Origin of the sequence: Solibacillus sp. FSL H8-0538 (assembly GCF_038003525.1) — a bacterium.
Taxonomy (GTDB): domain Bacteria; phylum Bacillota; class Bacilli; order Bacillales_A; family Planococcaceae; genus JBBOPI01.
Genome location: NZ_JBBOPI010000001.1, coordinates 2153683 through 2174990, shown reverse-complemented (window position 1 = coordinate 2174990; position 21308 = coordinate 2153683). Strand labels below are relative to the sequence as shown.

The 21308-nt window shown below is 38.9% G+C and carries 23 protein-coding genes and 2 riboswitches; of the genes, 20 read left to right on the top strand and 3 right to left on the bottom strand.

From position 1 onward, the window contains the following. Window positions 1-41: 41 nt before the first annotated feature. Complete coding sequence (locus tag MHH87_RS10270) at window positions 42-1163, bottom strand: PRK06851 family protein (protein WP_340749211.1); 1122 nt, start codon at window positions 1161-1163, stop codon at window positions 42-44. 361 nt (window positions 1164-1524) lie between these two features. Continuing rightward, on the bottom strand, window positions 1525-2466 hold the full coding sequence (gene trhO, locus MHH87_RS10265) for an oxygen-dependent tRNA uridine(34) hydroxylase TrhO (RefSeq protein WP_340749210.1): 942 nt from the start codon (window positions 2464-2466) through the stop codon (window positions 1525-1527). A 260-nt stretch (window positions 2467-2726) separates the two neighbouring features. Between trhO and MHH87_RS10260 the strand changes: the two genes are divergently transcribed. Together MHH87_RS10260 and MHH87_RS10255 are read left to right on the top strand one after the other, a co-directional pair. Beyond that, entirely contained in the window at window positions 2727-3308 is a 582-nt protein-coding gene (locus tag MHH87_RS10260; RefSeq protein ID WP_340749209.1) for a branched-chain amino acid aminotransferase, read from the top strand. 14 nt (window positions 3309-3322) lie between these two features. Next, window positions 3323-4264, top strand: coding sequence for a TRM11 family SAM-dependent methyltransferase (locus MHH87_RS10255; protein ID WP_340749208.1), 942 nt, complete (start codon window positions 3323-3325; stop codon window positions 4262-4264). A 79-nt stretch (window positions 4265-4343) separates the two neighbouring features. Here the strand turns inward: MHH87_RS10255 and MHH87_RS10250 are convergent, their stop codons facing one another. Further along, window positions 4344-5096, bottom strand: a complete 753-nt coding sequence (locus MHH87_RS10250) for a class I SAM-dependent methyltransferase (RefSeq protein ID WP_340749207.1) — start codon at window positions 5094-5096, stop codon at window positions 4344-4346. 198 nt (window positions 5097-5294) lie between these two features. Between MHH87_RS10250 and MHH87_RS10245 the strand changes: the two genes are divergently transcribed. The 18 genes from MHH87_RS10245 (at window position 5295) to MHH87_RS10160 (ending at window position 21120) form a co-directional block, all read left to right on the top strand. After that, the gene (locus MHH87_RS10245; RefSeq protein ID WP_340749206.1) at window positions 5295-5729 is read left to right on the top strand and encodes a MarR family winged helix-turn-helix transcriptional regulator; all 435 of its coding nucleotides are present in this window, start codon (window positions 5295-5297) and stop codon (window positions 5727-5729) included. Between the two features lie 66 nt (window positions 5730-5795). Beyond that, on the top strand, window positions 5796-6779 hold the full coding sequence (locus MHH87_RS10240; RefSeq protein ID WP_340749205.1) for a ring-cleaving dioxygenase: 984 nt from the start codon (window positions 5796-5798) through the stop codon (window positions 6777-6779). 12 nt (window positions 6780-6791) lie between these two features. Then, window positions 6792-7382, top strand: coding sequence for an NADPH-dependent FMN reductase (locus tag MHH87_RS10235; protein ID WP_340749204.1), 591 nt, complete (start codon window positions 6792-6794; stop codon window positions 7380-7382). A 367-nt stretch (window positions 7383-7749) separates the two neighbouring features. Then, window positions 7750-8169: a BlaI/MecI/CopY family transcriptional regulator gene (locus MHH87_RS10230; protein ID WP_340750965.1), complete on the top strand. Its 420-nt coding sequence runs from the start codon at window positions 7750-7752 to the stop codon at window positions 8167-8169. 29 nt (window positions 8170-8198) lie between these two features. Next, window positions 8199-9014, top strand: a complete 816-nt coding sequence (locus MHH87_RS10225) for a M56 family metallopeptidase (RefSeq protein ID WP_340749203.1) — start codon at window positions 8199-8201, stop codon at window positions 9012-9014. Between the two features lie 154 nt (window positions 9015-9168). Continuing rightward, window positions 9169-10071 carry a cytochrome aa3 quinol oxidase subunit II gene (gene qoxA, locus MHH87_RS10220; protein ID WP_340749202.1) on the top strand — a complete coding sequence of 301 codons (903 nt, stop codon included), beginning with the start codon at window positions 9169-9171 and terminating at the stop codon, window positions 10069-10071. A gap of 47 nt (window positions 10072-10118) precedes the next feature. Then, the gene (gene qoxB / locus MHH87_RS10215) at window positions 10119-12077 is read left to right on the top strand and encodes a cytochrome aa3 quinol oxidase subunit I (protein ID WP_340749201.1); all 1959 of its coding nucleotides are present in this window, start codon (window positions 10119-10121) and stop codon (window positions 12075-12077) included. After that, window positions 12077-12676 carry a cytochrome aa3 quinol oxidase subunit III gene (gene qoxC / locus MHH87_RS10210; protein WP_340749200.1) on the top strand — a complete coding sequence of 200 codons (600 nt, stop codon included), beginning with the start codon at window positions 12077-12079 and terminating at the stop codon, window positions 12674-12676. Before qoxB ends, qoxC begins: the two co-directional genes overlap by 1 nt. A 1-nt stretch (window position 12677) precedes the next feature. Then, entirely contained in the window at window positions 12678-12959 is a 282-nt protein-coding gene (locus tag MHH87_RS10205; protein ID WP_340749199.1) for a cytochrome C oxidase subunit IV family protein, read from the top strand. Between the two features lie 536 nt (window positions 12960-13495). Continuing rightward, the gene (locus MHH87_RS10200) at window positions 13496-14437 is read left to right on the top strand and encodes a ring-cleaving dioxygenase (protein ID WP_340749198.1); all 942 of its coding nucleotides are present in this window, start codon (window positions 13496-13498) and stop codon (window positions 14435-14437) included. A 30-nt stretch (window positions 14438-14467) separates the two neighbouring features. Beyond that, entirely contained in the window at window positions 14468-15073 is a 606-nt protein-coding gene (locus MHH87_RS10195) for an alpha/beta hydrolase (RefSeq protein ID WP_340749197.1), read from the top strand. A 348-nt stretch (window positions 15074-15421) separates the two neighbouring features. Further along, window positions 15422-15520: riboswitch (TPP riboswitch) on the top strand. Window positions 15521-15667: 147 nt separating this feature from the next. Next, a riboswitch (TPP riboswitch) is annotated at window positions 15668-15768 on the top strand. 149 nt (window positions 15769-15917) lie between these two features. Next, a complete protein-coding gene (gene thiT / locus MHH87_RS10190) occupies window positions 15918-16499 on the top strand; it encodes an energy-coupled thiamine transporter ThiT (protein WP_340749196.1) in 582 nt (193 codons plus the stop codon). A 14-nt stretch (window positions 16500-16513) separates the two neighbouring features. Next, window positions 16514-17197 carry a thiaminase II gene (gene tenA / locus MHH87_RS10185; protein ID WP_340749195.1) on the top strand — a complete coding sequence of 228 codons (684 nt, stop codon included), beginning with the start codon at window positions 16514-16516 and terminating at the stop codon, window positions 17195-17197. After that, the gene (gene thiM, locus MHH87_RS10180; RefSeq protein ID WP_340749194.1) at window positions 17184-17936 is read left to right on the top strand and encodes a hydroxyethylthiazole kinase; all 753 of its coding nucleotides are present in this window, start codon (window positions 17184-17186) and stop codon (window positions 17934-17936) included. The genes tenA and thiM overlap by 14 nt, the downstream gene beginning before the upstream one ends. Further along, complete coding sequence (thiD, locus tag MHH87_RS10175) at window positions 17933-18754, top strand: bifunctional hydroxymethylpyrimidine kinase/phosphomethylpyrimidine kinase (RefSeq protein WP_340749193.1); 822 nt, start codon at window positions 17933-17935, stop codon at window positions 18752-18754. The genes thiM and thiD overlap by 4 nt, the downstream gene beginning before the upstream one ends. Then, window positions 18741-19364, top strand: coding sequence for a thiamine phosphate synthase (gene thiE / locus MHH87_RS10170; protein ID WP_340749192.1), 624 nt, complete (start codon window positions 18741-18743; stop codon window positions 19362-19364). Before thiD ends, thiE begins: the two co-directional genes overlap by 14 nt. Window positions 19365-19430: 66 nt before the next feature. After that, window positions 19431-20165 (top strand): HAD-IIB family hydrolase, encoded by a 735-nt coding sequence (locus tag MHH87_RS10165; RefSeq protein ID WP_340749191.1) that lies wholly within the window; start codon window positions 19431-19433, stop codon window positions 20163-20165. Between the two features lie 262 nt (window positions 20166-20427). Beyond that, window positions 20428-21120 (top strand): hypothetical protein, encoded by a 693-nt coding sequence (locus MHH87_RS10160; protein ID WP_340749190.1) that lies wholly within the window; start codon window positions 20428-20430, stop codon window positions 21118-21120. Window positions 21121-21308 lie beyond the last annotated feature (188 nt).

The window sequence follows — 21308 nt, the reverse complement described above, 5'->3', positions numbered from 1 at the left end:
TCAACCTAACCCTTTATAAATGGTGAGAATAAGTCCTTTAGTTAATCATTGTCCGCTTCGGTTTGTGTCATTCCTTTGGCAATCTCAAGGATGATGTTTTCAATCTCATGTTGTATTTCTGTAATCTTCGCGAAGTCAACCGTTTCATAGTAAATATTTTCTAGTTGATCATTCGCTGTTTTTGCTGCGGCTAAGCTAGCAGTTCCATCATTCATTTTCCGACGATAACGTGCGGCAATATGGTTAATTTGCTCAGCGAAAATTTTATCCGTATCAGGCAAAATCGCTTCTTTATACAAATCAACTATTTCATCATCTTCTCTTGTAGGGAAATATTCATGTGGTGCGGTACTGTCAAAAATGGCGATGCTAAGTTCACGGAAGATGAGCATATCCAAGCTATTTGGATCGAACCCACAGTGGTATATTTCAACATCATAGCCTTTACTTTCAGCTGCATACGCTAATTTTTTCAAAAGAGTAGATTTTCCAGACCCGGGTCTTCCTTTTAAAAAGTAACGCTTTTGAATGTTTTCAGTTAAATTAGGAACAAAATCCACAGCCCCTTTGGACGTAGCTGCCCCTAAAAATCGGTGTTGTACATTTGACTGCTTATCTAGAAAGAAATCCTTGAAAAATTTTGTTTTTAAGTTCTCTGTTACTGCATTTAATTTTCCGAAATCCATATTTCCAATATAAATTGCTTCCCATTCATCATGGATCGACAACGCTTCGGCATAAGCTTGATGCGCTTGCTTATGTGCTTCTTTGCGTTTCTGCATTAATTGAATAATTTCATCCCGTTTAGTGCTTAATTGTTCGGAATTCCATGCATCTCCTAAATTCACATATTCTTCTGCTGCATCTAGTATCTTTGGTTCAACGATATGTGGGTCAGTTCCATCAATTATTCCTGCTTTTAGTTCAGGGAAAATTACACCGTCGATGGAATCAGGATCTAAAGAACAGTGAATCAGTTCTGCGTCTATGCCTTTATCTATAATGGCTTCCGCAATATTTAAGATTAACGTGGATTTACCTTTTCCTGGACCACCCTTTAAAATGAACAGCTTTTCTAATCTGCCAAAATTAGAATCAAAAAGGCTGAAGTAGCCCCGTGCAGTATTGCCTCCAGAAAAATAATGTATTGTTTTACCTTTCACCTTAAACACACGCTCCTCTATAACTAGATGTGCTTCTTCATATTAAGGTATGCGAAAAAAATGACATAGGTGAATGCCTAAAAATGAAAAGGATTTTTAGGAATATTAAATGTAGTAGTTTTTTATGTTTCTGGGGCTTTATGCAAAATAAGTTAGTAGTAAAAACCACCTCGACGCTGATTTTTATTCAACGAGAGGTGGTTTTTCATTATCTTGGAATACGTGCAGCTTCAATAGTGGTCTCAGTTGGATTAAATCCGTCCCTATTCCATACATTATATGTAATAATATAGTATGAAATTTCTGGGGAAACTTAAGTCAAAATAAAACAGAAGCCTCCCGGAAGAAGCTTCTGTTCGTTTCAAACTAATAATGCAGCAATACGTTCAGATACAACCTCATTAGAAAGGCCATGTTTTTTTACATATCGATTGCGTTCATCTTTTGTACATTCTATCGAACAACCACCTAGATGTTTTGCTTCGTTTTCCTCTGATGCAAGAATTTGCTTATTGCATTCAGGGCTTGCACAATTAATATAACGTTCACATGGTCTGCCATCATAGTGGTCTTTACCGACAATGACATGCTTCATTTGATTAATCGGAACCGTTAAACGCTCATCAAATACGTACATTTGGCCATTCCATAGTTGACCTTTTGCAACAGGATCTTTGCCGTAAGTGGCGATTCCGCCGTGTAGCTGGCCGACATCCTCATAGCCCTCACGAATAAGCCAACCAGAAAATTTTTCACAACGTACGCCGCCTGTGCAGTACGTTAAAATACGTTTACCTTCTAGTAATGCTTTGTTTTCGTGAATCCATTCTGGTAGTTCTCGGAATGTTTGAATGTCTGGACGGATCGCACCTTCAAAATGGCCAACGTCGAATTCATATGTGTTACGAGCATCTAAAACAATGGTGTCGTCTTGCTGCATTTGCTCATAAAACTCAGCAGGCTGAACGTAGCGGCCTGTTAATTGGAGGGGATCAATATCATCCTCTAGACTTAAATGTACAAGCTCCGGTTTTGGACGCACATGCATTTTTTTAAACGCATGTCCATCTGCTTCGTCAATTTTGAATACAATACCTTCAAATAAAGGATTGTTGTTCATCAAGTCCATATAAGCATTTGTTTCGTCAACTGTTCCAGAAACCGTACCGTTAATACCTTCAGAGGCGACTAAAATTCGGCCTTTTAAGTTCAAATCTTTACATGCTTGTAAATGCACTTCAGCAAATGTAGCGGGGTCCTCAATCATTGTGTAATAGTAATACAGTAAAACGCGGTAATTCATTTCATTTTCCACCTATCATTTATAGTTGCAGGATATCCCTGATAGTATTATCTAAAAAGGTATTTACTTAGGTAATTATTGATTTATTATATCGCACTATAAACAATGTGACCTCGGCTAAAAGGCTGAACTGTATGGCAATGCTTACGGCGGTTAAATTTTTGATTTTAGTTCAAAATTATAAATAAAGGCTTGACCGCTTAATCTGCGTTATAATAGTAGTTGAAAAAGGTTTAAAGCCATAAAGGAGCGAAAAGCAAATGTTACAAAAACAACTGCAACATTATATAGAAGAACATATTCAAAATAACGAAATCGCGTTATTTGCTATTGAAAAAGACTTTGTAGAAAAACATCAATTACTGCCGACAGAGGTAACTGTTATTGATAAGGCGCTTCTACTAGACGTGCTTGAACGCTGCAATAAAGAAACAGAAGACCTGATATCTGCTGAACCGAAAGAATTTTTACAACAGCCGATTAGCTATTTGAAGGAACATCCTATTGAGTTTGTTTATGCAGAATCAACTGTATTCGATGTTATTCGCATCGACGCAGTGGCGCTGGAGTTTGATGATGCGTTTAAAGCGTATACAGCTCTATTTGGGCTGAAACTTCAAAAAAAATTCGGCGATGCGATTCGTGCGTACTTTGAAGGAAATGTTGCAAAGATGATTGGCAACTACAGTGTGTCATTTTCAGGACAAGATGGTTTATGGGAAGTGAATGTGGCGTTAAATTGTATCGATGGCTTTACCGAAGCGCAAACATTTGAAGAGAGCTATGCGCTTCTTTACCGCTTCATCTTTAACCTAATAGAAGCTGCCGATGAAGCGCAGTAAAGGATGGTAATGATTTGAGCACGACAGAATATATTTATACGTATACATGGCATAAAGATGAATATGACTTATCTCGTATGGAGATGCGCTCATTTTTCGGATTTGACGTGCCTTTAAACGCGCTGAAAAGTTCAGTACAGATTGATCCGAGCCGCAGTCCATTTATTAAACAGCGTCTTGAAGTCATCTTTGAAGGTGAAAATGTGGAACAGCTTGCTCGTTTAGTAGAACAACTCGATTTAGGTGGGGCTACATTTAAAGTGAGTTGTTTAAATAAGCTGGAGCTAAATTCGACGCAAAAAATTGGGCATTCCAAACGCAATGAAATCGAGCGTACAATCGGGTTATGCATACAAGGTGAGCCCGATTTAATTCATCCACAACTCGACTTTGGTGTCGTTACATTAGATGATAAATGGTATTTTGGTAAACTCGAACTGAACGAAGCAGTTTGGTTACAGCATCAGCAAAAACCAGAAATGTATTCGACAGCTCTGAGCACCCGTGTGGCAAGAGCTGTTGCGAATATTGCGGTTCCCAATCCAGAAGGATTTCGAGTAATTGACCCTTGCTGCGGTATTGGAACTGTACTCGTTGAAGCATTGTCGATGGGCATAGATATAGAAGGGCGTGATATTAATCCGCTAGTCGTCTACGGCTCAAGAAAAAATATTGCCCATTTCGGACTGCAAGGCAATGTAACGATTGGGCCAATTGAAGAGGCTGAAGGTAATTATGACGTCGCAATCATTGATATGCCGTACAATTTATTTACGCATATTACTGCGGATAGTCAGCAAGCTATCATTACAGAAGCTCGTCGTATTACGAAGAAGATTGTCATCGTGACGATTGATACAATTGACCATATGATTGAAGCGGCGGGATTTGAAATTCTTGATCGCTGTGTTGCGAAAAAAGGGACATTTGAGCGACAAATACTATTTTGTAACTAAAGAGCGTGCTAATATTGAAGGGGGAGAGCTATCAATCTCCCATTTCGGTTAGCACGCTTTTCTAAGTATTTAAGAAAGTTTAAGATTTCTTCGCAATAAATCGTAGTCGCCAGTAATCGGCAATCCACTGTTCGCCGTCATGGAGAACAGCTCTTGATTTCTCCTCGCATCGGTCATACACTTGTTCTTTTTCTTGCTCGGTTAAGCCATTGAAAAACTGTTCGCTAAACATTTTAAGCCAGTTGCGTAGACCGTCCTTGCCAATTAATGGTGTAGGGCGCTCGTATAGCATTATTTCCTCCACAGTAAAGCCTGCTTGTTCTAAAACATTTTGATATTCAGCTTCCGTTGGGAAATACCATGGAAATGTAGTCTCATTATAATCGAAGCCAAGTTCTAGTAAGCTTTCTTTAATCGCTGTCGTAATCCCTACAATATTTCCCGCACCACCTAGTTCACCGACAAAGCGCCCGCCATTTTTTAGTGCATCAAAGATACTCTGTGCAACAGCATCCGGCGCTTTAATCCAGTGTAGTGTAGCATTAGAAAAAGCGGCATCGAATGATAGGTCAATTCTGAACGTGCTCGCATCTTGCACGGAAAAATCAATTGTTGGATATTTTTGCTTTGCCTGTTCGATCATGGAGGCAGAGGCATCAATGCCGTAAACCGTAGCTCCTAGTTTTCCAATTTCACTAGCTAAATCCCCAGTCCCGCAGCCAACGTCTAAAATCTTTTCCCCTGGTAACGGCGCAAGCACTTCAACTAAACTTTCTCCATATTTTGAAACAAACTGGTGCTTTTCATCGTATAATCCTGCATTCCAACTCATAACCTCATCCCCTTTAAGTAATCGTAACAGTGTGGGACGTATATTAGAAATACAAAAAAATCATTGTCGTTATGAATATTGGTTATAAAGGAATAATAGTCATAGAAAAAACAAAAGCTTTGACATGTAGTAAAGAAGCATGATATCGTTATCTCGAATTAAAGATAATGTAATTCGGAATAAAAAGGAGGGATACGAGTGGAAGTAGAAAACAACAAGTTAAAAGCTGTGACCGTTTTACTTCGAGCCTCTCAAGCGATTCAAGAAGTTATGCGCAAAGACGTCGCTCAACACGGCATGAATCCAACAGAATTCGCTGTACTAGAATTGCTCTATCATAAAGGCGAACAACCAATCCAAGTAATCGGTAAGAAAATTCTTATCGCAAGTAGCAGTATTACGTATGTAGTAGACAAGCTAGAGCAAAAGGAATATGTCGTCCGAAAAGGCTGCCCAACAGATCGACGCGTTATATATGCAAGCATAACGCCTAAAGGGCAAGAATTAATGGACAATATTTTCCCGCAGCACGAAAGTAAACTTGAAGAAATATTTGATGAGCTAAATGCGGGAGAAGTGAATGAAGTGATTGAACTGTTAAAACGCATTGGTCATCACGCAGCAAAGTTATAAATTTTTTTACACAATTATCTCGAATTAAAGATAATTAAAATCGAACTAAATCGGAGGAAATAAATAATGAACCATTTAAATGGAATGCACCACGTAACAGCGATTACAAGTAGTGCGGAAAAGAACTATGAATTTTTTACGTATGTATTAGGGATGCGTTTAGTGAAAAAAACAGTAAACCAAGATGATATCCAAACGTACCATTTATTTTTCGCAGACGATAAAGGGGCTGCAGGTACAGATATGACGTTCTTTGATTTCCCTGGCATACAAAAAGGCTCGCATGGAACGAACGAAATTTACAAAACAGGCTTTCGCGTGCCAACTGATGCAGCACTTGAATACTGGGTAAAACGCTTCGACCGTTTAGACGTTGCGCATACGGATATTAAAGAACAATTCGGCAAGAAAACTTTATCATTCGTCGATTTCGATGATCAGCAGTATATGCTAGTGTCAGATGAGCATAATGTAGGGGTAGCAGCGGGTACACCTTGGCAAAAAGGACCCATTCCACTTGAATTTGCAATTACAGGACTTGGACCAATTCATATTCGTATCGCACAATTTGATTATTTTAAAGAAGTATTGGAGAAAGTAATGTTATTCCGTGAAATTGGACAGGAAGGGTCACTACATTTATTTGAAGTAGGCGAGGGTGGTAACGGGGCACAAGTAATCGTGGAACACAATACTATCTTGCCACAAGGGCGTCAAGGCTTCGGAACAGTACACCACGCCGCATTCCGTGTAGAAGATACAGCTGTTTTATATGAATGGATTGAACGCATGCAAGAATTCGGCTTCGGTACTTCGGGCTATGTTGATCGCTTCTTCTTCGAGTCATTATACGCGCGTGTTGCACCTGGCATATTATTTGAGTGGGCAACAGATGGTCCTGGCTTTATGGGTGATGAGCCTTACGAAACAGTAGGGGAAATATTATCATTACCACCATTCCTTGAACCAAAACGTGAACAAATTGAAAAATTAGTTCGACCAATTAACACGGTGCGTAGCACAATTGAATTCGAAAAAGAGTACGAGTAAGGAGTATGCAATATGGGTTTTTTTAAGAGACTATTTGGAACACAACAGGAGGAATTGCCAGTGGAAAAATTAAACATCGGTATTATTTTAGGCTCTACACGTGAAGGACGCGTAAGCCCGCAAGTAGGTAACTGGGTAAAAGAATTAGCAGACAAACGCGGTGACGCAAACTACACAATCATAGATCTTGCAGAATTTAAATTACCACTATTAGGTGAACCTGGCGGCGATGCATCAGGTGCAGCTGCATGGTCACAAAAAGTGGCAGCATGTGACGGATTCGTGTTTATCGCACAAGAATATAACCATTCAATAACAGGAGCACTTAAAAACGCATTAGACTACTTACGTGAAGAATGGAACAATAAAGTAGCGGGTATCGTGTCTTATGGTTCAGTAGGCGGTGCACGTGCAACTGAACATTTACGAGGCATCCTTGGTGAATTATTAGTTGCAGACGTACGGGTACATCCCGCATTATCATTATTCACGGACTTCGAAAACGGAACTGATTTCAAACCAGCAACAGTCCAAGCTGATTCAGTAAATCAAATGTTAGATCAAGTAATTCCTTGGTCAAAAGCTTTGAAAACAATACGTTAATTCGAATAATAAATTGAAAGTCATTTGACAGTTAACAATGTCAAATGGCTTTTTGTATTTTTTAATGCTTTGTTGCAATCTCTTAAAAGAGTTACTTAATTAGAAATCAGTGAATAAAAACAAACAAGCGGGATTTTATATGACATAAAATCCCGCTTATTTCTTGAATAAACATATATTGTAAAGTTATTTTAGTATAGAAATATAGAAATTCTAGCACTTTGAAAATGCTGAGTCAAATAATTTATATGATAATTTCGGATAAAAATTGTTATTTTGACAACATAATGAGCAAATTCTTATTAATATTGACTTAGGTAATAAGTTGGACTAGAATTCGAAATGTTGAAAGAGGTGAATTAGTATAATAAATATTAGGAAATTCAAAATGCGTGAAACAGGATTAAAGCGCTTTTTTGGCCCTTTAGAGGCAAAAGTTATGGATGTTCTTTGGGATCGTGATGAAATGACGATTAAAGAAGTTCAACAAGTTTTACAACTAGAAAAAGCAACAAATTTCAATACTGTCATGACCGTTATGAATCGACTAGTTGAAAAGGGAATTCTTGAAAAGAGAGTGCAGGTTCGTTCGTCCTTATATAAACCTGTTTTATCACGACATGAATTTTTAAATACTCAATCGAAAGAAATGACAAATGAATTAATTGGTGAGTTTGGACATATAGCCGTTAGTCATATGTTAGACGCTTTAGAGGAAGTAGATGCTGATTTAGTAATTCAACTTGAACGTAAAGTAGAAGAGTTGAAGAGGAAAAACAATCTATGATAAAAAATCGAGCTTCTAAGATTTTTATCATGTCATCAGTCATTTGGTTTGCCGTCTTCATACAAATGATTCATTACATCGTATCTCGATTAGTTGGATGGAATGTAAATTTGAATTTAATCGAAGTATGCCAAAGCCTTTTAAAACTACTTGGTTTATCATTTCTTGATTTTTATTTAGATGCACTTGTTCTTTACGCAATATTATTTTCTTTTTGGAAAATAGGTATGCAATATTTCGTTTCTATTAGAATGAAAATATTGTTGTGGAGATATAGAAATAAAACGCTTTCAGTTGCAATGAATAAACGATTTAACACGGAGAAAAAAGATATTATCGTAGTTTCTTATCCAGAAACAATCGCTATAACTATGGGGTTATTCAATCCGAAAATTGTCATTTCTACTGCGTTGATTAATCTATTAAACGAACAAGAACTGAATGCTGTCATTTTTCATGAAATGTATCATAAAAATCAAAATGACCCATTCAAACTATTTTTATTATCACTATTTGCTTCAACGATGCCTTATATACCTGTCCTAAAATGGTTTGAACAACAATATCGAATCATTGAAGAGTTGTCTGCGGATGCATGGGCGATAGAAAAACAACAAACGCCTCTCAATATAGGAAGTGCGTTAATTAAGATGTTAAAAATCAAAAAGATAAATGCAATGCCATTTACGTACGTCTCTTTTGCTGAAACATCAATCAATTACCGAATTGAGTACTTATTAAATCCATTAATGGACACTCAATTCAAAATACCAGCAAAAATTGCTGTTATTTCGTGTGTTAGTTTTTGCGTAATCTGTATTTTATGTATATATGCAGCTGTGTAAATGCATTGAACTACGCAAGTTGGTTGAATATGGAATTTTTTGGGCAGTTGCACTACATAGTGTAGTGTGGATTTTCCATAAAAATATATCTTGTCCATAAATAGTTTATTATGGCATTTCTAACATACACACGCGATTTGAAAGGAGTTCAATTATGAAATTGAATATTAAAGGGGCTTTTCTAGCGATTTTAGCTATGAGTGCTGCTGTACTTGTTGGTTGTGAACCACTATTAGTATTAGACCCTAAAGGTCCTCAAGCAGAAGTTCAAGCAAATGATACGATCATGCTTATGTATATCATGGGAGCAATCGTTCTTGTTGTATTCGCAATTCTAATATTTATGTTAATTAAATACCGCGCATCTAAGCAAAGTCCTGATTATGAACCACCACATATCCATGGTCACTGGCTTGTAGAAGCTATTTGTATCGGGATTCCTGTAATCATTGTTATTTTCTTATCTGTTCAATCAGTTAAGAGTAACTATCTAGTGGAAAATGCTCCAGAAGAGTACGCAGATCAAGAACCACTAGTGATTTATGCTTCTTCTTCAAACTGGAAATGGCACTTCAGCTATCCAGAACAAGGAATTGAAACAGTGAATTATGCTTACATTCCTGCAAATCGTAACGTTGAATTCAAACTTTATTCTTATGGACCAATTACAAGTTTCTGGGTACCGCAATTAGGTGGTCAAAAATATGCCATGAGTGACATGGTGACAACTTTACACTTAGCAGCAGACGTTGAAGGCGAATTCTGGGGACGTAATGCAAACTTTAGTGGTGCTGGTGTAGCAGAACAAACATTCGAAGTGACGTCTATGTCACAAGAAAAATTCGATGAGTGGGTGAAAGAAGTTCACGAAACGGCTGAACCACTTTCAGAAGAAAAATTTGAAGAGCTATTAGAGCCAGGACATCTTGGTCGTTCAACTTACACAGGTACTCACCTAGAGTTTGCACCAGCTCCTGAGCACAATCATGGTAACTCAGACGCAGATGACACGGACCATAGTAATCACGAAGGTCAAGAAAATCATTCTTCACACTAATATAGGTAGTAAAAAGACTTTACTAGTCTGAGAGGAGTTACAACAATATGGAATTTTTTGAGCGCTTTATGGTACCACACCCAAGTTTCTTAATTTACGTATCCATGGTATTAATCGCTTTAACATCGATTGCAATTGTCGTAGGGATTACCTATTTCAAAAAATGGGGTTACCTATGGAGCGAATGGATCACAACAGTTGACCATAAAAAAATCGGTATTATGTACTTGCTTACTGCACTATTAATGTTATTCCGCGGTGGTGTAGACGCAATTATGATGCGTTTACAACTAGCAGTGCCGGACAACACATTTTTAGATGCACAGCACTATAACGAAATATTTACAACGCACGGGGTAGTAATGATTTTATTCATGGCGATGCCATTCATTACGTTCTTCTTTAACTTCCTAGTGCCATTACAAATCGGGGCACGTGACGTTGCGTTCCCACGTTTAAACAACTTAGCTTTCTGGTTATTCTTCATGGGTGCTATGTTATTCAACCTATCATTCGTTGTCGGTGGATCTCCTGACGCGGGTTGGACTTCATACTTCCCATTAGCAAATAACGAGTTTAGTACTTCAGTAGGTACGAACTATTATATGATCGCGATTCAAATCGCAGGTATCGGTACATTAATGACAGGTATCAACTTTATTACAACAATTATGAAAATGCGTGCTCCAGGAATGACATTATTCAAAATGCCAATGTTTACTTGGTCATCATTAATCGCTAACTTAATCATCGTATTTGCATTCCCTGTTTTAACAGTGGTATTAGCAATGGGTACGATGGACCGTCTATTTGGTACACAATTCTTCACAATCGGCAACGGCGGTATGGATATGTTATGGGCCAACCTATTCTGGGTTTGGGGTCACCCTGAAGTATACATTCTGATTTTACCGGCGTTCGGTATTTTCTCAGAGATTATTACAACATTCTCTCGTCGTAACTTATATGGTTACAACTCAATGGTTTGGTCAATGGTAATAATCTCAGTATTCTCATTCACAGTTTGGACTCACCACTTCTTTACAATGGGTCAAGGTGCAATGACGAACTCGATCTTCTCGATCACAACTATGTTAATTGCTGTTCCAACAGGGGTTAAGATTTTCAACTGGTTATTCACGTTGTATAAAGGGAAAATTGAGATGACAACACCAATGTTGTACACAATCCATTTCATTCCTTTATTCACACTTGGTGGTGTAACAGGGGTTATGCTTGCGATGTCAGCAGCTGACTACCAATACCACAATACAATGTTCTTAGTAGCACACTTCCATAACGTAATCATCCCTGGTGTTGTTTACGCGATGTTAGCAGGTTTAACATTCTACTGGCCAAAATTATTCGGCTTTATGTTAAATGAGAAAATTGGTAAAGCAACAGTTTGGGTAATGTCTACAGGTTTCTTACTTGCATTCATGCCAATGTATATCACTGGTTTAGATGGACAAGCTCGTCGTATGAGCACATACTCTGAGGCAACAGGCTACAGCACATTAAACATGGTGTCATTCATCGGTGCTGGAATCATGGCTATTTCATTCATAATGTTAGTTTGGAACATTTGGTACAGCTTCAAAAACTCTCCACGCGATATTGGTTCAGATCCATGGAACGCACGTGGTTTAGAGTGGGCAACACATACGCCAATTCCGGCTTACAACTTTGCAATTACTCCGGATGTATCAGAAAGTACTTCTGAAGCATTCTGGGATATGAAGAAAAATGGCACGAAACTTTTCAAAGGTAAAATTGAGAAAATTCACATGCCTAACTACTCTGGTCTTCCATTTATCATGAGTTGTGCATTCTTCTTACTAGGTTTTGCGATGATCTTTAGTATGTGGATTGTTGCAATCATTGGTTTCATTGTTATTTTAGGATGTATGGTATATCGTTCATTTGAAAAAGATGAAGGCTATTACATTCCAGCTGAAGAAGTAGAAGCAATTGAAAAACAATATGAAAAGCGAGGTGCAAAATAATGGCTCACATCGACCATTCTCGCCCGCTGGAGTATAGTACAGAGGAAAACCGTCTAAAAATCTTAGGCTTCTGGATTTTCCTTGGTGCCGAGATCATGCTTTTCGGTACATTATTTGCATCGTACTTTACTTTAGTTGATCGTACGGGTTCAGGCCCAATTGGTGCAGAGATTTTTGAAATCACACCGGTTTTAGCAGAAACATTCTTACTATTAGCGAGTAGTTTTACAATTGGTTTAGCAATCCATGCTATGCGTTTGGGAAGTAAAAAAGCAACACTTACATTCATGGGGATTACACTTGTTTTAGGTTTAGCCTTCTTGGGTGTAGAAATTTATGAATTCCAACACTATGTACACATTGGTGCAGGTTTATCAGTTAGTGCCTTCACTTCAATTCTTTTAACAACTCTAGGTACACACGGCCTTCACGTTACTTTAGGTTTCTTCTGGGGATTAGCAATCATCATCCAGATTTCTAAGCGTGGTCTAAACCATGTGACAGCAAATAAAGCGTTTATCTTCTCGCTTTACTGGCACTTCCTAGATGTTGTATGGATCTTCATCTTCAGTTTCATCTACTTGAAAGGAATGATGTAATATGGCAAAATTCTTTCCTATCGGTCAAGTAATGGGCTTTGTAGCATCATTAGTTTTAACAGCTGTAGCATTACTTGTTTATTTCACAGATATGTCAGTTTCAACTGGCATAATTGTATTACTTGTTACAGCATTCTTACAAGCGGGTCTTCAATTTATCGTGTTCATGCACGCTAGAGAATCAGAAGACTCTTGGATGATTTTCACAAAAATTGGTTACGGCGTTGGCTTAGTAGTCATTACAATAGTTGGTACATTACTTATCCTTCTTTGGGATATGTAATAGCCAAAACAACCACTTCGACAAATGTTCGGAGTGGTTGTTTATTTTTATGAGAAATCGGACTGGGGTATTATTAAATAAGAAGAAGGTTGCTGATAAATGGAGGCTCATACAGTTTGAAAAGGGGAAATTATAACGGAAAAGATAAGTTTTAAAAATGTCGATACAAATAATTGGGTCTTTACCAAAACATGTGCTTTTCTTTAAAAGAAAGTGTACTACTTTATAAGCACATGGAACGGAAGGCGGCAACTCCTGCGGGAAAAGCGTGAGCCTGGAGTGGAATGTGCTGTCAAGTACAGATTTTGGTGTATAGCCAAATAATTTAATAGGATTTTACAATTTAGAGGCACTTTTGAGAAGCATTGTTAATTGACAGTAAACACCCCCCCATGCTATTATTATCTCGAATTAAGGATAAATTAATTTGGAATAAATAAGGTGAGAGTTTAAATTTTTTTAAGTATATATCTCGAATTAAAGATAATGTAAATCGAACTATTTTTTAGGATATTTATATGAAAGAGGTGATTTTGATGAATCAAATTACAGGACATCATCATATTTCAATGATCACGAAAAACGCACAGCAAAACAATCAATTCTACAAAGACATCTTAGGATTACGTCGTGTGAAAAAAACGGTGAATCAAGATGCTCCGAGTATGTATCATTTATTTTACGGAGATTTAACAGGCAGTCCGGGAACAGAGCTATCATTTTTTGAAATACCAATGGTCGGAAAAACATATCGTGGAACGAATGCCATTACACGTATCGGTTTGTTCGTCCCTTCACTGGCGAGCTTAGCTTTTTGGAAAGACCGTTTTAAGCTTTTAAATGTGGAGCATGGGGAAATAACAAAGTACGCTGGTCGCGATGCACTGCATTTCGAAGATAGAGAGGGACTACAAATGGTCCTACTGAATCAAAACGGCGAGCAAGTTCCTGATTACTGGGCAGCGTGGGAACATTCGACTGTGCCAACTGAGCACCGAATTTTAGGAATGGGTACGGTTGAAATGACAGTACGATCTCTAGAGAGTTTAGCAAATACGTTAGAAAACTTATTTGGTTACGAACTAGCAAGCCGTTCAGAAAACATGGCACTTTACCAATCCATGAAAGGTTTAGGTTTTGGTGAAATTTTAGTTATTGAGAAGGATGGACCGAATGAAAAACCTGGTAAAGGAAGCATACATCATCTTGCTATTCGTGTAAAAGATGGTGCTGAACTACGCGCCTGGGAAAAACGGATTCATGACTTTGGCTTCACGATGTCAAAACTAACAGACCGTTACTATTTTGAGAGTTTATATTTTAGAGAGAAAAATGGTATTTTATTTGAACTCGCAACGGATGGACCAGGCTTTACGGTAGATGCAGCAGTGGAGAATCTCGGAAAGAAGCTTGATTTACCACCATTTTTAGAAAATAAACGTGCAGAAATTGAAGCACAATTAGCACCATTGGATTAAATAAAATGTAATTTAAAGGAGACTAGAGTAATGCACCATATTTATAAACAAGGAACAAATCCCAAAAAACCAGTTTTACTATTATTACATGGCACAGGTGGAGATGAAAATGGTCTACTAGCATTAGCAGACATCGTTGACCCAGAAGCAGCTGTTCTGAGTGTGCGCGGCAATGTGTTGGAAAACGGCATGCCCCGATTCTTCCGTCGTTTAGCAGAAGGTGTATTTGATATAGAAGATTTAATTTTGCGTACGAAAGAACTAAATACGTTCTTAGATGAAAAGGCTGTAGAATATGGTTTTGACCGAGGGAACGTTGTCGCAATCGGCTACTCAAACGGTGCGAATATTGCAGCAAGTCTGTTATTCCATTTTAATAATGCATTAAAAGGCGCAATCCTGCATCATCCAATGGTACCAAGACGCGGGATTGAATTACCTGATTTAAAAGGTACGCCTGTATTTATTGCTGCTGGTGTAAATGACCCGATTTGCCCGCAACAGGAATCAATAGATTTACAACAGTTATTAGAAGATGCAAATGCTTCTGTATCAGTGAAATGGGAAAACTTTGGCCACCAATTAACGATGAATGAAGTAGAAGCAGCAAAAGAATGGTACACTAATTTATTTTAAAAATAGAAGGTACAATACTGACATCTGTTCTCGCTATGATCATCATTTTTTTTCATGTTTCCAATCTTCAACAGTTGTAATCAATCGGAGTCTAGCTTTACGTGACTGAATTTTTAACACATGATTCGCATATTCGACCAAATCGCTATACGACTTATTCGCAAATAAGCGACATTAAGTAGTATCCTATCCATTTTGCACTTATTTTTGGATAAGTCGTATCTTCTTTTCGGTGATTTGACAAAATCGCTCGTCTTATTTTTAGAATTATTTTCGTCAAGTAGAAATTTGATGAAGCGCCAGTCTTAATTGCTAAAAAATTCAATCAGTGCTATAGTTACGATATTAAAATATTTGCGGGGGGACACTTCGGTGTTGAGAAGGCTAAAACCTGACCCTTAGAACCTGACAGTTAATACTGACGTAGGGAGCGAAGTACATACGCGTAATATACGCTTATTCTTTGTACATGAGGCTCTCCAACTTATTGGAGAGCCTTTTATGTTACTTAATTGTCTTGGCATTCGCACGTTCGACTTGAATTTGCTTTTAGTTCTTGTGTAACGAAGCGTGACTGCATTTTTCTATTGAATATTTTAATTGCGGGGGGACACTGTGGTGTTGAGAAGGTTAAAACCTGACCCTTAGAACCTGGAACAGTTAATACTGACGTAGGGAGCAATGATTTAAAACGCTTCTTTGTCATGTACAAAGAAGCGTTTTTATGTGGTTAAGAAAGTTCTACTTTCTTAACCACATAAAAAAAAGATATCAGCTCGCACAATTTTTTAGGAGATGTGTCTTACTAATTTGCACTTGCGTCTCCGAAAAGGAGGTGGAAATTTTGCGAAATAATAAACTACGTATGGTGACAGAAATTGCAATTTTTGCGAGTATTGGGCTTATTTTTGATCTATTAACATTTACGTTTATGCCGCAGGGCGGTGGGCTTAGCTTGATGATGTTACCGATTATTATCATGAGCTTGCGCTGGGGTGTAGGCGCTGGGATGACGACGGGATTTATTATTGGTGTACTCGGAATTGCGACGGGCGGTACGATTTATCACTGGGCACAGGCAGGTTTAGATTATTGCTTGGCTAGTGCGGTTGTTGGTGTAATCGGTGTTTTTCGTCAGCCAATTCTAAAAGCAAATCGTTTGGCGAAAAAGAAAGTTGTCACGTTTTATGTTGTCATTGGCGTACTTGTAAGTGGATTTTTAAAGTTTAGCGTACACGTTATATCAGGTGTTATTTTCTTTGCTGCCTATGCAGGAGATCAAAATGTTTGGCTGTATTCAATTATTTACAATGCCTCTCATTCGATTCCGTCACTTATTTTAACACTCATTTGTAGTGTGACCTTGCTTACGACGAAGGCACAGCTTATTCAAACACCGATGCACTATGTTGAGGTGAAATCATAAAGGGGGACAAATCAATGTCATTTTGTGAACAAGTAAGACAAGAAACAGATCTTTATTGGGAAGGGAGCTTCAACCATCCTTTTGTAAAAGGAATTGTTGACGGGACATTACCGTTAGAAAAATTTAAATTTTACATAATGCAAGATGCGTATTATTTAAAGCATTATACAAAGGTGTTAGCGATTGCAGCGACAAAAGCTGTGACAAATGAAGAAATCGAGTATTTCCTTGGACAAGCACGTGGTATTAATGAAGCAGAGCTTGAATTACACCGTACTGTTTTCCGTGAGCTTAATGTGACAGATGAGGAGCTTGATAATTTTGTACCAGCACCGGCTGCGTACAATTATGTGAGTCATATGTATAATGCAGCACAAAATGGGGACGTAGCGGAAGCGTTTGCGGCAATGTTCCCATGTCCGTGGCTGTATCAGGAAATTGGCGAGAAATACCGTGATGCCAAGCCAGGTGTGAAATTGTACGAGGAATGGATTGCGATGTATAGTAACGAAGATTTTAAAGCGACGATTGAAAAGCAAAAAGTAAAAATGGATCAATATGTATTAGAGCAACCGGGAAAACTAGCGATTTTTAAACAGCATTTTGAGAAGAGCTGCTATTACGAATGGAAATTTTGGGAAATGCCGTGGACAGTTGAAAACTGGCAAGATGAGGTGAAGCATTATGACTATGTATAAAATCCGTCTGCAACAGCCACTTGTTCACTGCATTACAAATTATGTTGTGACGAATTTCTCAGCGAATGGATTACTCGCAATTGGTGCGTCGCCGATTATGGCGGATGAAGTAGCTGAAATGCAAGATATGGCAAGCATAGTCGATACACTACTTATTAATATTGGTACGCTGAATGCACGAACGCGAGAAGCAATGCTTATAGCGGGTCAAACCGCAAATGGTCGCGGTATTCCGGTTGTGTTGGATCCAGTTGGTGTCGGGGCTACTGCTTATAGAAGAGAAACGGTGCAAGAGCTTTTAGAAAAAGTTCAATTTCATTTAATTCGTTGTAACGCTGGGGAACTTGCAGCAATTGCGGGAGTACCGTGGCAGTCTAAAGGAGTTGACAGCGGCGATGGCGAAATGGATATAGAGGAAATTGCCAAGCAGGTAGCACACAAGTACAAATGCCTAGTCATCGTTACAGGTCCAACAGATCTGTTAACGGATGGTGAAAAGACGTTGTATAGTTCTGGTGGAAATGCCCTAATGACGCAAGTAACGGGAACGGGCTGTCTACTTAGCGCAATTTGTGCAGCGGCACTTACGCTAGAAGGTGATGCACTATGTAACTTACAACAGGTGTTACAGGACTATAAGGAAGTCGCAACTAGTGCAGCTGTAGTAGGCAAGCTAGGTTCGTTCCAAGTCGAAGTGTTAAATGCATTATACAAAATTTCGCGAGGTGACATCGGATGAACATTGTGATGACAATTGCCGGCTCAGATAGTGGTGGCGGCGCCGGCATTCAGGCGGACTTAAAAACCTTTCAAGAGCTTGGCGTTTTTGGAACGTCTTCGATTACAGCATTAACGGCACAAAATACATTAGGTGTGGAGCGCATTTTCCCTGTACCTGCCGATTTTATTCAGCAGCAAATTAGCGTGGTATTCCGTGATATGCCAGTGTGCGCAGTGAAAACAGGCATGCTATTTTCAGCAGATATTATTCGGACAGTGGCGGAAACGTTAGAAGGTAAGGATATTCAATTAGTTGTCGATCCAGTTATGATTGCAAAGGGCGGCGCGACGCTACTTCAAAAGGATTCTGTGCAAGCATTGACTACTAAGCTATTACCGCTAGCAACAGTGCTGACACCAAATATTCCAGAAGCTGAGGTTATTACCGGCTTAACGATTCGTACGGAAGCGGATATTGCCCAAGCAGCTCAGCAAATTTTGGCAATGGGTGTAGGCTGTGTCGTGATGAAGGGCGGTCATTTAAGTGGCGATTATGCAATTGATACCGTTTTCTTTGCGGATGGTAAACAACTAGCCATTCAAAGTAAACGTATTGAGACAAACCAAACACATGGCACAGGCTGTACATTTTCAGCAGCCATTACCGCTTTTTTAGGCCAAGGGATGATGCTACGTGAGGCAATAATTGAAGCCAAAAAATTTGTCCAACTAGCGATTGCCAATCCGCTCAATATCGGACACGGTCACGGGCCAACGAATCACTTTGCTTATAAACAGCAGCAAATGTGTGAGGTGAAAATCATTGAAGCGCAGTAACTTATCAGTGTACTTCATCATGGGTACGCCGAACTGTCAACATGCCCCTTTAGCCGTGATAAAAGATGCGCTACAGGCAGGAATTACAATGTTCCAACTTCGGGAAAAGGGTGAACATGCACTAGTTGGCGATGAATTAGAAGCATTTGCCCGCGCTTGCCAGGCATTATGTGCGGAATATAATGTGCCATTTATCGTAAATGATGATGTAGAACTCGCACGCAAACTAGGAGCTAATGGTGTGCATGTTGGGCAGGGTGATCAGGCGCTTGCGGAAATTCGCGCGCAGTTTTTAGGGAAAATCGTCGGTGTGTCCGTACATACAAAGGAAGAACTAGATTTAGCCGTAGAAGGTGGTGCAGATTACGTAGGCATTGGACCAATTTTCGCTACGCAGTCTAAAGCCGACGCGAAAGCTCCAGCAGGGGTTACGTTCTTACACGAAGCGCGTGTACTTTATCCTGATTTTCCGATTGTTGCAATTGGAGGAATTACAATAGCGAATGCATCGGCAACACGTGCGGCCGGTGCAGATGGCGTTGCGGTTATTTCAACAATTTGTCAAAGTACAAATAGGCAGCAAACGATCGCTAACTTAGGACAATATTAATAGAAATTGCAATTCATCATACACCTCAAAACACCCTTCAAGTATAATTGTTTTGAGGTGACGATGATGAAGTTTATTTTTGACTTAGATGGCACGATTTGCTTCAAAGGACAGCCGTTAAGTGCGGATATTTGTACAGCTATAAATGGCTGTGTTGAAGCAGGGCATGAAGTAATTTTTGCATCAGCCCGACCAATTCGTGATATTTTACCGGTTCTTCCGAAAAGCTTTCACGGCTTTCGAATGGTTGGTGGCAATGGTGTTTTTGTATATCAAAATAATGAAATTGACGTAGCGGGTTTTCCGGAGGACGCAAAGCAGGCACTATTAGAACTTATTGAAGAATTTCGTCTTCCTTATTTAGTAGATGGCCGCTGGGATTATAGTTTTACCGGAGATAAGTCGCATCCGATTTTCCGCAACTTAGATCCGCAAAAAACCGCAAGCAATGTGAGGCTTGAGGAACTCGATGGCATCGTGAAAATTGTGTTGTTTACGCAAAGTAAGGATATAGAGGAGCGTATTGAACGGTTAGCCGTAACGGTTCATAAGCACGGCGATGAGGGCATTTTAGATATTAGCCCGGCTGGTATACATAAATGGTCTGGTCTCCAAAAGCTTGGTTTACAGGAAGACGAATTTATCGCATTTGGTAATGACACGAATGATATTTCGATGTTTAATTATGCAAAAGAAAGTATTTGTGTAGGGGATAATGCTATCGCGAAAGCTCATGCCACGCAGTTTACAACAGAAGCTCATGTGGCACAAACCATTCGTGCTCTTAGCGTTGCATATTGAAAGTTAAGAAGAACTTGTAAAATCATAGCGATTTTACAAGTTTTTTAGTTAATTAGAAAAGGTAAATTCACTTCTCGTGTGTTTTTTGAATCTGGATAATAAAATAGTAAAATATAAGACTAATGATACCTAAAAAGAAAATTGCAAAAACCATATATACGATGTGTTGAGTGATGCATAGAATGAGTATAATATAGTCAGTAACTGTACAATAAAGCTACATGTATACTATGATAAGACTAGAGGAAGGAGGGACTTGCAGATGAAGAACATTGCAGTCATTTTATTGGGCTCAGCTGGCATTAATATCGGCGAATGCTACCGCGAGAATTATTCGAGAAAAGTACCATTATTATTATTTGAATCGCATAAAACATTATATCAAGCAGAACGAGGTGCCATTATTGTTGGGCAAGTTCCGACTGAAACGAGTGCAGCAGATGTTTTACTAAAGGCACATGGTATTGGTGACGCGGCAGCTATTACTGAAGATTATTATGACAACGTACCAGATTACATAGAAGGCCCTCATGGCAAAATATTATTTTTCACAACTGCGGAGGAGCAATTTGGTAATAATAGCCCAGAGAAAACATTAGCGCGAGCAGAGTTTTATGAGCAGGAAATTATTGAGGCAATGAGTGCGTATGATCATGTCATACTTGTAGCCTGCATGGGCGGTAGTGTAAGTATAGGTGTAGCACCTTTTATTGCCCGCCTCGCAAAACGTCATCGCATTTCAATGGAAGCGATAGTAACGATGCCAGCTATGTTTGAAGGTAAAAAACGTCGCCACCAAGCGGAAAAAGGATTAGCGGGATTGCAAAAGTTTAGCAAGGTCAATGTGTTGGCAGCCGAGCACAAGGAAGAATCCATAATTGATTACTTTAAATTAAAAGATCTGACTGTCGCGCGGGCGATTGAACAGGTGATCATTAACTATAACAATATTTGATGGACCATTTCGCAGGTATGCGAGGTGGTTTTCTTTTCGTTTGAAGAGAGGGGAGTTCTGAATAAAAATATTGAGGCTCTGAATAAACCGCTCCAACCGCCGAATAAAAGCCTAACGACCACTAACAATAGACAAACCCCTGCCTTCATTCATATAATAATCATACGAAAAACAGACAGGAGAGAACG